The sequence below is a fragment of the Janthinobacterium sp. SUN176 genome, from assembly GCF_030587335.1.
Classification (GTDB): Bacteria; Pseudomonadota; Gammaproteobacteria; order Burkholderiales; family Burkholderiaceae_D; genus Janthinobacterium; species Janthinobacterium kumbetense.
On record NZ_JAPWIA010000003.1, the window covers coordinates 83,092 to 95,213 of the forward strand.

Annotated in this window: 9 protein-coding genes; 4 read left to right on the forward strand and 5 right to left on the reverse strand. The window is 63.9% G+C overall.

Annotation, left to right across the window (positions count from 1 at the left end; all coding sequences use genetic code 11):
- Positions 1-140: 140 nt before the first annotated feature.
- From O3299_RS21760 to O3299_RS21780, 5 genes are all read right to left on the reverse strand, one after another.
- A complete protein-coding gene (locus O3299_RS21760; protein WP_077400451.1) occupies positions 141-977 on the reverse strand; it encodes an HDOD domain-containing protein in 837 nt (278 codons plus the stop codon).
- Between the two features lie 121 nt (positions 978-1,098).
- Positions 1,099-2,175 carry a BMP family ABC transporter substrate-binding protein gene (locus O3299_RS21765; protein WP_305054365.1) on the reverse strand — a complete coding sequence of 359 codons (1,077 nt, stop codon included), beginning with the start codon at positions 2,173-2,175 and terminating at the stop codon, positions 1,099-1,101.
- 21 nt (positions 2,176-2,196) lie between these two features.
- Entirely contained in the window at positions 2,197-3,126 is a 930-nt protein-coding gene (locus O3299_RS21770) for an ABC transporter permease (RefSeq protein ID WP_099665241.1), read from the reverse strand.
- The gene (locus O3299_RS21775; RefSeq protein WP_099665242.1) at positions 3,119-4,195 is read right to left on the reverse strand and encodes an ABC transporter permease; all 1,077 of its coding nucleotides are present in this window, start codon (positions 4,193-4,195) and stop codon (positions 3,119-3,121) included. Before O3299_RS21775 ends, O3299_RS21770 begins: the two co-directional genes overlap by 8 nt.
- Positions 4,188-5,702, reverse strand: a complete 1,515-nt coding sequence (locus O3299_RS21780; protein ID WP_305063183.1) for an ABC transporter ATP-binding protein — start codon at positions 5,700-5,702, stop codon at positions 4,188-4,190. Before O3299_RS21780 ends, O3299_RS21775 begins: the two co-directional genes overlap by 8 nt.
- A 440-nt stretch (positions 5,703-6,142) precedes the next feature.
- On the opposite strand from O3299_RS21780, the gene O3299_RS21785 reads away from it, so the two are divergent.
- From O3299_RS21785 to O3299_RS21800, 4 genes are all read left to right on the forward strand, one after another.
- Positions 6,143-6,955, forward strand: coding sequence for an outer envelope protein (locus O3299_RS21785; RefSeq protein WP_099379553.1), 813 nt, complete (start codon positions 6,143-6,145; stop codon positions 6,953-6,955).
- A gap of 78 nt (positions 6,956-7,033) precedes the next feature.
- A complete protein-coding gene (tssF, locus tag O3299_RS21790) occupies positions 7,034-8,899 on the forward strand; it encodes a type VI secretion system baseplate subunit TssF (RefSeq protein WP_305063184.1) in 1,866 nt (621 codons plus the stop codon).
- Positions 8,863-9,903 carry a type VI secretion system baseplate subunit TssG gene (gene tssG, locus O3299_RS21795; RefSeq protein WP_305063185.1) on the forward strand — a complete coding sequence of 347 codons (1,041 nt, stop codon included), beginning with the start codon at positions 8,863-8,865 and terminating at the stop codon, positions 9,901-9,903. Before tssF ends, tssG begins: the two co-directional genes overlap by 37 nt.
- Before the next feature lie 77 nt (positions 9,904-9,980).
- Entirely contained in the window at positions 9,981-12,122 is a 2,142-nt protein-coding gene (locus O3299_RS21800; protein ID WP_305063186.1) for a type VI secretion system Vgr family protein, read from the forward strand.

The window sequence follows — 12,122 nt, forward strand, 5'->3', positions numbered from 1 at the left end:
GGGTAAGAGGAGGAAAGCGGTCCGGCGGATGGCCGAGCCGGCGATTGTATGCCATGGGGAAAGATGGATCAAAATGCGGACGAAAAAAATCCCCGCGGCAAGGGCGGGGATGGGCGATGGAAGCTGCGTCAGACCAGCAATTACACGAGCAAGGCCGCCGCCAGCGATTCGATCTCTTCCGCCGATTCGTCGAGGATGGTGTGCAAGGTGCTGCCGCCGATGCCGAAGTCGATCTTCGCGGCCGCCTGGCGCCGCGCGGCGCTTTCCGGCGGATGCAGGGGCGAGCCGACAGGCGACAGATCGTTGGCCAGCACCAGGGTCGCGCCCAGGGTGCGGGGCGGGAACGGACTGCCGCCGTGCCACATGCCTTCCACGGCCTGCAAGACCATGTCGGGCACCTGCAGCTGGCGCAGCACGCCGCGGCCGATCAGCTTTTCGCCGTATTCGATCCAGTCTTCGGTATTGTCGTCCAGCAAACCCGGATATTCCTCGGCGCGCGACAGCAGATAAAAGCCACCCACTTCGTGCACGATGGCGGCGAACATGGCCGTTTCCACGTCCACGTGCGTGACTTTCCGCGCGATCACCTGGCTCAGCGCGGCCACGTGGGCCGTGTGTTCCCACAGCTTGGCCGCCTTGGCGCGCAATTGCGGGTCCGTGATCTGGCTGCCCAGCTGGCGCACGATGACGGACGCCACCATCGACTTTAACGTGGCAAAACCCAGGCGCGAGACGGCCGCGCGCACGTTGGCGATTTCATTGCCGGAACGGTTGTAGGCGGCCGAGTTGGCCAAGGCCACGACCCTGGCCGACAACAGCGGCTCGGCCATGACCATGCGGGCGGCCGCTTCGATATGGCAATCGGGGTCGTCCAGCGCTTCCTGCAGCTTCAAGGTGGCCTTGACGTTGGCGGGGAACGTCAGCTCGCCCTTGCTCGCTTGCAGCGCGATAATCTTGAATACTTCCAGTCTATCCATGGGTCAATCTCCGGTACGGGCTTGTTCAAGCTCTGCTCTGTGGGTGGGCCGGGAACGCGCATGTATCCCCGGCCCTGCTCCCGTTTCCGGCAATATTACAGCAAGTTTATACTCAAACCTATTACTTTCCGGAAACTTTCCCTGCCACGCCTTCGACAAAATAATCCATCTTCGTCAGCGCTGCATCGTCCAGCACGCCTTTGTCCAGGCGCACTTTGCCATCGTTATCCTTGATCGGCGCGCTGAAAGGATTGAGCTTGCCAGCTACCAAGTCTTTCTCACGCGCCAATACAAACTGTTTCACGTCGGCGGGCACGGCGGCGTTGATGCCTTCCAGCTTGACCATGCCATCCTTGATGCCGCCCCAGGTGCTGCTGGACTTCCACGTGCCGTCCAGCACGGCTTGCGCCTGCTTCGTATAGTAGTCGCCCCAATGGTGGGTGACGGCGGCCAGTTGCGCCTTCGGACCGTACTTTTTCATGTCCGAGTGGTAGGCGATCGCATACTTGCCCTTCTCTTCCGCCGCCTGCACCACGGCGGTCGAGTCCGTGTGGTGGGTGACCACGTCGGCGCCCTGGCCGATCAGGGTGATGGCTGCGTCGCGCTCCTTGCCCGGGTCGAACCAGCTATTCACCCACACTACTTTCACTTCCGCCTTGGGGTCGACGCTGCGCATGCCGCGCGTGAAAGCGTTAACTCCCTGCAACACTTCGGGGATCGGGAACGCCGCCACATAACCGGCCACATGGGTCTTGCTCATCTTGCCCGCCAACACGCCTGCCAGGTAGCGGCCTTCATAAAAACGCGCATTGGTGTTGGCCACGTTGACGGCGGTCTTGTAGCCAGTCAGGTGGATGAACTTCACATTAGGAAATTGCTTCGCCACTTTCAAGGTGGGATTCATGTAGCCGAACGAGGTCGTGATGACGAGCTTGCTGCCCGTTTGCGCCAGGTCGCGGATCACCCGTTCCGCATCGGCGCTCTCCGGCACGTTTTCCACATACTTGGTGGTGATCTTGCTGCCCAGCGCCTTTTCCATTTCCTTGCGAGCCAGGTCATGCTGGGTGGTCCAGCCCGCGTCGCCGATGGGGCTGATATACACGAAGCCGACATTCAGCGGCACCGTCGCGGGAGCGGCGGCCATGACGGGCATCAAAACAGCACTGCAAACGGCGGCGCATACTAGTTTCTTGGACATGGTTTTCCTTGTGGTGAGTGATTAATTTCCGGGATTGAAATTTTTCCCCAACGAAGCGGGCATGTTGAGCTTGATGTAATTGGCATTGCTGGAAATGAGCACCAGCACGACGATGGCCGCCAGGTAGGGCAGCATCGACAGCAGTTGCGACGCGATGGGCACGCCCAGCGCCTGCGCGTGGAAAGTCAATATCGTGATGCCGCCGAACAGGTAGGCGCCGCCCACCACGCGCGCCGGGCGCCAGGTGGCAAAGGTGGTCAGCGCCAGCGCGATCCAGCCCCGCCCCGCCACCATGCCCTCGACCCACAAGGGCGTGTAGACGAGCGACAAAAAAGCGCCGGCCAGGCCGCAGCAGGCGCCGCCGAACAGCACGGCCGCCAGGCGGATGCGCCGCACGGGATAGCCGAGCGCATGCGCGGAAGCGGGCGACTCGCCCACGGCGCGCAGCACGAGGCCCGCCCGCGTGCGGTACAGAAACCAGGCGATGGCCACGCACAGCAGCAAGGACAGATACACCATCGCATGCTGGCGGAACAGGGCCGGCCCCAGCACGGGAATGTCTTCCAGGTAAGGGATGCCGAAGCGGCCATTCTGCAAGCTGTTGCCCACATACTTCAAGCCGATGTACGTAGACGCGCCCGCGCCGAACAGAGACAGGGCCAGGCCCGTCGCGTACTGGTTCGTGCCCAGCCATACGGTCAGCCAGGCAAAGAAGCCGGACAGCAGCATGCTGGCGCCCGCCCCCGCCAAGAAACCCAGGGTGGGACTGCCCGTGTTGACGGCCACGGCAAAGCCCGTGATGGCGGAAACCAGCATCATGCCTTCCGCGCCCAGGTTCACCACGCCCGCCTTTTCATTCACCAATAAACCGAGGGCGGCCAACATCAGCGGCGTGCCCGCATTGATGCTGGCGGCGATCAGGGGCGCGATGGTGAAAGCCAGGTTATCCATGTTTCCTCCAGCGCAGTTTGTATTGGATCAGCACGTCGCAAGCGAGCAAGGCGAACAGCAAGATGCCCTGGAACACGCCCGTGATGGCGCTGGGCAAGCCGAGGCGCGATTGCGCCAGTTCGCCGCCGATATAAAACAGGGCCATGACGAAGCTGGAAAAAATCACGCCCACGGGATGCAAGCGCCCCACGAAGGCGACGATGATGGCGGCAAAGCCGTAGCCGGGCGACACCGTGGGCGTCAACTGTCCCATCGGTCCCAGCACTTCGCAGGCGCCCGCCAGGCCGGACAGGGCGCCGCAGATCAGCAGCGATGACCACAAGGTCTTGCGCGAGGAAAAGCCCGCATAGCGGGCCGCGGCCGGCGCCATACCGCCCACGCGCAGGCGAAAACCCGAAATACTGCGCGACAGATACAGCCAGCCGCCCAGCGAGGCCAGCAAGGCGAACACGATGCCGATGTGCAAGCGCGTATCGCTGATCACCATCGGCAACAGCAAGCCGTCGGACAGCAGTTTCGACTGGGGGAAATTAAACCCTTCCGGGTCGCGCAGCACGCCATACACGAGATAGCTGAGCAACAATTGGGCGATGTAGACCAGCATCAGCGAGACGAGGATTTCGCTGGCGTTGTAGCGGTCGCGCAGCCAGGCCACCAGGCCCGCCCACACCATGCCGCCGGCCATGCCAGCCAGCAAGGACACGCCGATGATGGCCGCGCCGCCGACGCCGTCATCGAGGTACAGGGCGGCCGCGCCGCCGCAGATGGCGCCCAGGGTCAGCTGCCCTTCCGCGCCGATGTTATAGATGTTGGCGCGAAAACAGATGGCCAGGCCCACGGCGATCAAGAGCAGGGGCGCCACCTTGATGCCCAGCTCGGACCAGCCGTGCGCGTCACGCAAGGGTTCCACGAAGAAGACGGCCAGTCCCGCCAGCGGATCGTGTCCCAGCGCAAGAAACAACAGCGCGCCGCATAGCACCGTGAGCAGCACGGCCAGCACGGGCGACAGCCACGACATCAACCGCGACGGTGTGGGACGGGCTTCCAGCCGCAAGGCGAACTTAGCCATGGATGGCCTCCTGCGGCCACAGCCCGCTCATCCATTGCCCCACCTGCGCCACGCTGGCTTCGCCCACGTCGAGGGACGGTGAAATTTTGCCCTTCGCCATCACCAGCAAGCGGTCGCTGATGTCGAACAATTCATCGAGTTCCTCCGACACGACCAGCAGCGCGCAGCCAGAGTCGCGCAGCGCCAGCAATTCCGCGCGGATTTGCGCGGCCGCGCCCACGTCCACGCCCCAGGTCGGCTGCGCCACCACCAGCACGGTGGGCTCGCGCATGACTTCGCGTCCGACTATGTATTTCTGCAAGTTGCCGCCCGACAAGCTGCGCGCCAGCGCCTGCGGCCCGCCCGCCTTCACCTGGAAGCGGGCGATGATGGCGGCTGCCCGCTGCGCGATGACCTTGTGGCGCACGAAGCCGTGGCGGATGGTGGCGGGTGTCTGCAAGCTCAGCAGCACGTTGTCGGCCAGCCCCATGTCGGGCACGGCGCCCCGTCCCAGCCTTTCCTCCGGCACGAAGCCGAAACCCAGGGCGCGCCGGCGTCCCGGCGGCAAGCGTCCCGCCGGCGTGCCGTTCAGCACGATGCTGCCGGCGGCCGCGCGCATGTCCTCGCCCGACAACGCGGCCAGCAATTCCTGCTGGCCATTGCCGGACACGCCCGCGATGCCGACAATTTCTCCCGCGCGCACGTCGAAATTGATATCCGTCAATTGCGTGGCGAACGGGTGGCTCTTCGGCAGGTCCAGCTGCCGCACGCTCAGCATGACCGCACCCGGCGTGCGCGCCACGCGCGTGACGGCGGGCGGCTCGGCGCCGATCATCATGCGCGACAGGCTGGCCGCGGACTCTTGCGACGGGTCGCACACGCCCGCGTTCTTGCCGGCGCGCACCACCGTGCAGGTATGGCACAGGGCGCGGATCTCGTCGAGCTTGTGGCTGATGTACAGGATGCTGCAGCCTTCCGCCGCCAGCTGGCGCAAGGTGGTAAACAGTTTTTCCACGGCGCCCGGCGTCAGCACGGACGTCGGTTCATCGAGGATCAGCAGTTGCGGCTTGGCCAGCAAGGCGCGCACGATTTCCACGCGCTGGCATTCGCCGACGGAAAGCGTGTGCACGTGGCGCTGCGGTTCCAGGTCCAGGCCGTACTGGCGCGCCGTCGCTTCGATGCGCTGCGCCAGCTCCGCCATGTTGGTACCGGCCGGCAAGCCGAGGGCGATGTTTTCCGCCACCGTCAAAGTGTCGAACAGGGAAAAGTGCTGGAACACCATGGCGATGCCGAGCGCGCGCGCGGCCGACGGGTTGGCGATCTCGACTTCACGGCCATTCCACAGGATGCGGCCGCCGTCCGGTTGCACGGCGCCGTAGATGATTTTCATCAAGGTCGATTTGCCGGCGCCGTTTTCGCCCAGCACGGCGTGGATTTGTCCGGGCGCGACGGTGAGGCAGATGCCGTCATTGGCCACCACGGCCGGATAGCGCTTGCTGATATCGAGTAATTCCAGGCGTGCCGTCATTGTTTTTTTCGTGCCTCGCTGCAAGGTCGCCGGCATCGTCGCCGGTGGAGAAATTCAAGCTGTTGTCTCTATCGTATCGGCATCCGCGGCGCTTGGGGGATGACGCGGCGGCGCGCATTTCTATTTCCACAAAAAAACAACACCTGTATACAATTTTGAAAAAAATTATCAGCTTTACAGCGGCCGCCTTGCCCCGCAAGGGCGAGAAGGTGCGATGATTATATGCAAGAACTGATAGTAAGTATGCAGCCAAGACATATCGCCCGACGCGGCGCTTCTCGCATCATGGATTGAACGGCGCGCAATATGCCCCATCGCAGCGCTTCATGTGGGCTACGCCCCCTGCTATTTCATTTCCCGTTTTCCAACACCGCCATCAGGAGCCGAAAGTGCCAAAAACCATACCGTGTCTGTTGCTCTGCCTCACTACCACCCTGGGCATGGGCGCGACCGCCCAGGCTGCCGAATGGAGCGATACCGCGCTGAGCTGGCGCGCCGGCAATGACTACCGCGAGCCGTTCAATCCGGACGACATCAAGAAAAACATCTTTGCCATCACGCACGCCAGCGGCTACAAATACGGCAGCAACTTCGTCAACCTCGATTTCCTGATCTCCGACAGCAAGGACCCTGGCGCACTCGGTAAAACCTCCGGCGCGCAAGAGGCGTACCTGGTCTACCGCAACACCATCGACATCGGCAAGGTGCGCGGCAGCGACATCAAGTTCGGCCCCGTGCGCGGCGTCGGCGTCACCCTGGGCTTCGACGTCAACACGAAAAATGACGTCGGCTACAACTCGCGCAAGCGCATGCTGGTGGCCGGCCCCACCCTGATGTGGGACGTGCCCGGTTTCTTCAACACCAGCCTGCTGTTGCTGCGCGAAAGCAACGCCCCCAGCGGCGCCTTCCCGCCCATTTCGCAAGTGACGGGCCGCTACACGTATAAAACGCACGCCATGCTGACGGGCGCCTGGGGCATCCCCCTGTCGCCGCTGTTCTCGTTCGAAGGTTTCTTCAATCTCATCGATTCAAAAGGCAACGATGAAGTGGGGCGCAAGACGGCGGTGGAAACGAATATCGACATGCAAGTGATGTTCGACGTGGGCGCGGCCCTGGGCAGCGCCAAGAACACCTTCCGCGTGGGCCTGGAATACCAGTACTGGAAGAACAAGTTCGGCAACTCGCCCGCCACCACGGGCAACGTGGGCCAGACGGCGAAGACGCCGATGATACGCGCGGAGTACCATTTCTAAAATTCATTGTTACGCATCAACACACACTGTCGCGCCTGATGCCAGCATGGAGCTTTCCTGCTGGCGGAGAGCGCGACCGTGGAACAACTATTGCCGTATTACGAGCGTGAGCTGGGCCTGTTCCGCCAGTACACGCGCGAGTTTTCCAGCCGCTATCCGAAGGCGGCCGGGCGCCTGCTGATCGCCGGCGAGACGTGCGAAGACCCGCACATCGAGCGCCTGATCCAGTCCGTCGCCCTGCTCACGGCCAGGGTCGCCAAGCGCCTCGACGACGCCTATCCGCAATTTACCCAGTCCCTGCTCGACACCCTGTATCCGCACTACCTGCGACCGTTTCCCTCATGCTCCATCGTGCGCATCGCCGCCGACGAAGCGCCGGGCGGCGGCCAGCTGGCCCAGCTTGCGCATGTGGCGCGCGGCACGGTGCTGCGCTCGCAGCCGGTGCAGGGCGTGGCTTGCAAGTTCACCAGCGCGTATGACGTGACCTTGGCGCCGCTGACCATTTCTCGCCTGCATTTTTCACCGCTCCTCGACGCGCCGCCCGGCCTGCGCCTGCCCGCCGGCGCAAGCGCCTTGCTGAGCATTCAGTTCACCAGCAGCAGCGAGCAGTACCACCTGGACCAGGCCGGCTTTTCCAGCCTGCGCCTGTTTGCCGATGGCGAACCATCCGTGCGCGCGGCCCTGCTCGACGCCCTGTTCCTGCACGGCGCGGGCGCCTACGTGGCGCTGGACGAACACGGGCCGTGGCAAGCCGTCGCCGGTACCTTGCTGGCGCCGGCCGGCTATGCGGACGACGACGCGCTGATTCCCATTTCCGCCCGTTCACACCCGGCCCTGCGCCTGCTGACCGAATACTTTGCCTTTCCGGAAAAATTTCACTTCATCGATATCGGATGGTCGCTGCTGGCACCGCTGCTGCCGAAACAGTGCCGCCAATTCACCTTGCACCTGCCGCTCAAGGGCGTGCGCAGCGACAGCCACGAAGCGCGCCTCTTGTCCGGCGCCAGCCGCGACAACCTGCTGCTCGGCTGCACGCCCGTCGTCAACCTGTTTGCCAAGTCCGGCGTGCCGATCCGCCTCACGCATACCGAGCCCGACTACGCCCTGGTGGCCGATGCCACGCATGCGTTTGCCTACGACATCCACAGCATCGAAGCCGTCACCGTGGTGCGCAAGGATCAGGCCGGCGATCGCCTGAGCGCCTTCCTGCCGCTGTATGCCTCGCTGCAAGGCGCCCAGGCCGAATATGACCAGGAGCGTGGCCAGGAGTATGGTCAATACTGGCTGGCGCGCCGCGACGAAGCCGTGGCCGCCATCAGCCCCGGCCATGAAATGCGCCTGAGTCTGATCGACCCGCAATTCTCCCCGGACTGCGCGGCCAGCGCCACCGTCTCGACGCAGCTGCTGTGCAGCAACCGCGACTTGCCCACGCAGTTGCATTACGGCTTGCCCGGCGGCGACCTGCTGGCCGAAGACGTGCCCGACGGCATCCCCGCGCGCTTCCTGCGCAAACCGTCACCGAGCATGCGCTTTCAGGCGGACACGCACTGGCGCCTGATTGCGCACCTGTCGCTCAATTACTCGAGCCTGACGCAAGCGGGCCTGGGCGAATTCCAGAAAATGCTCAGTCTGTACGACCTGCCCCGCTCGCCCGCCACGCAACGCCTGATCCAGGGCATCCTCACACTCGAGCACGGCAGCACGCGCGCGTGGATGCCCACCGTACCGTTTCCCACGCTGATGCCCGGCATCGCCATCCGCCTGGGCATCGACGAGCAAGCTTTCGTCGGCTGCAGCATCTATATTTTTGCCCAGGTGCTGCAGCGCTATTTCGCCCTGAACAGCCAGCTCAACTGCTTTAGCCAACTGACGCTGCGGTCCCAACGCAGCGGCGAGGAAATCCTGCGATGCCCGGAACGCAGCGCCGACGCCACGCCAGCGTGATCCAGCAATTGCTCGACGCGCCACAGCGCTTCGAGTGCTTCCAGGCGCTGCGCCTGCTGCTGGCCTGGCTGGCCGCACACGGCGTCGACGAGCACACGGCGCTGGCAAAGTTCGTGCGCTTCGACAATAGCGTCTCGCTGCGCTTTCCCGCCAGCCAGGTCGAGGCGCTCACGACCGGCGGCATAGCCGATGCCGATACCCTGCTGCAAGCGTTGCTGTCCGGTCCCGGCCAGCCCATCCACCTCACGCCCGCCTTCATGGGCCTGCTGGGTTGCCAGGGCAGCTTGCCCAGCCACTATTCGGAGCGCATCGCCGCGCACCAGCACAGCGAACGCGAGAATGGCCCGCGCGCTTTTCTCGACCTGTTTTCCAGCCGCGCCGTCGCCCTGTTTTACCAGGCCTGGCAAAAATACCGCATCGAACAAGCCGGCCATGCGGGCGACTTCCTGTCGCGCCTGCTGGCCCTGGCCGCTTGCCGCCCGGGCCAGGACGAGGCGGCGGCCGGCCTGTACAGCGGCTTGCTCCAGCAACACGACGTCTCGTCCATCGTCATGGCGCGCATCCTCGGCGACCATTTCGGCGTGCCCTGCCACATCGACGAGGCGACGGGCGCCATGGATGTACTGGCGCCGCGCGAACAAACGGCGCTGGGCAGGGAAAACGCCGTGCTGGGCCAGCGCGCCCTCGTCGGCGAGCGCTGCCGCCGTCCCGACCTGGCCGTGCGCCTGCGCCTCGGCCCGCTCACGGCGCAGCAGCACGCCAGCTTCCTGCCCCGTGCCCCGGCCAGCCAGGCGCTGCGCCACATGCTGATGCTGTTCGGCCAGCCGCTCGTGCGCTACGACATCGTGCTGGTGCTGCGCGCCAGCGAGGTGCGGGGAATGGCGCTGACGGCCGCGCCACAAGGCGGCCTCGGTTGCAACAGTTTCCTCGGCGATACGGCAGCGCCACGCCACCGCGATGACATGCACTACCAAATGCAATTGATGCCCTCATTCAACGATTGAACCTTGCGGCCGCGCAAAACGCTTGTGTTCGCTATTGCTACAGTCGGCCAACGATCCCTACCGTGAAGCGATGCACGATGAGCCAGTTCCCCGATACGACGGCGGCATGGACGGCAATAACGGGCGACATGCAGGGCCAACGCCTGCTGCGCCTGCACTTTCCGCATGGCGATGGCCCCGCCGGTATCCAGTTCCTGGCCAACAGCCTGGCCGCGAGCGAAAGCCTGTCGCGCGACTTTTCCTACGTGGTGGAAGTGCTGTCCGACGACGCCAGCGTTGCGCTCGACAAAGTGATGGGCAAGATGGTGACCGTCGACCTGGTGCGCGAAGACGGCACCTTGCGCCACTTCAATGGCTACGTATTTGAATTTCGCTTCCTGCGCACGGACGGCGGTTTCGCGTTTTACGAGATGGTGCTGGAACCGTGGCTGTCGCACCTGCACTTGCGCCAAAACAATGTCGCCTTCCACGGCTTGACGGTGGCGGCGCTGACGGACAAGGTCTTCGATGATTACCTGATGCGCGACTACAAGCTGGCCGCCGGCGGTCCGGATCCCGCCATCACCTACACGTGCCAGCACAACGAGAGCGACCACAACCTGTTGCACCGCCACTGGGAACAACTGGGCTGGCACTACCGCTACGAACACCGCCTTGACGGCCACACCTTGTGGCTGTCCGACGACAGCACATCCGGCAAGCCCATCGATGGTGATCTGAGTGAAATCCCCTTCCAGCATCAGGCCGGCTCCCTGGAAGACGATGGCGTGCATCAATGGAGCACCGTGCGGCGCATGGCGCCAAGCCAGATGACGGTAGCCAGCTTCAATTTCAAGAACCCGCGCAGCGCCCGCGCCAGCCGCGACTCGCTGAACCGTCAGGGCGCCGTGCCATCGCTGGAAGTGTATGAAAACACGGGCAGCTACGGTTTTAAAAACATCGACGATGGAGAACAGCTGGCCCGGCGCCGCATGGAAGAGCGCGACGCCCAGGGACAGCTGTTCGAGGCACAAGGCAACGATCGCACGGCGCAACCAGGGCGCTGGTTCACCCTGGGCGGGCATTTCGACAGCGCCGCCAGCGAATACCTGATCCTGTCCGTACACCACTACGCCAGCAACAACTATCAGCAAGGACACGGCGCCACTTCGCACTACAGCAACACCTTTACCTGCATCGCCCGCGCCATCCCCTGGCGCCCCGGCCGCAATTTCCACAGCCGCGAACCGAAGATCTACGGCGTGCAGACGGCCACCGTCGTCGGGCCGCCCGGCGAGGAAATCCACACGGACGGTTACGGGCGCGTAAAGGTGCAATTCCACTGGGACCGCCTGGGTACCTTCGACGACAAGAGTTCGCCGTGGATACGCGTGATATCGAACTGGGCCGGCCCGAATTTCGGCCACATCAGCCTGCCCAGGGTGGGCATGGAAGTGGCCGTGCAATTTCTCGACGGTAACGTCGCCATGCCCCTCATCATCGGCTGCGTCTACAACGCGCGCAACATGCCGCCGTGGGAGCTACCGGCGAACAAGACGCAGAGCGGCATGCTGAGCCGTTCCTCAAAGAAAGGTTCGACCGCGCACGCCAACGCCTTGCGCTTCGAAGACCGCAAGGATGCGGAAGAACTGTGGCTGCATGCGGAAAAAGACCAGCGCATCGAGGTCGAGCATGACGAATCGCACTGGGTGGGCAATGACCGGCGCAAAACCGTCGACCGCGATGAAACCGTGCACGTCAAGCGCGACCGCACGGAAACGGTGGACCACGATGAAGACATCACCGTGCACAACAACCGCCGTGAGCGCGTCGACCATGACGAACACATCGACATTGGCGACAACCGCCGCGAACACGTGGGCGGCAACGACCAGGTGCAGATCGACGGCCACCGTTCGGAACGGGTGACCCTGGCCAAGGACGAAACCATCGGCCTGGCCAAGGTGCTGACCATCGGCGCCGCCTACCAGACCACCGTCATCGGCGCCATGAACACCACCGTGGTGCTGGCACAGGCCGAGCAGATCGGCCTGGCGAAAAGTGTCATCGTCGGCGCCGACAGCACACTCACGGCCGCCGACTCGCACACGATGACGGTGGGCACATCCAGCATCACCATCACGCCAGGTCGCATCGAACTCGTTGCCGATGAAATCATCATCCGCGGCAGATCGAAGGTGCAGATCCATGGCGACGACATCGACAACAATCCGGGCTGA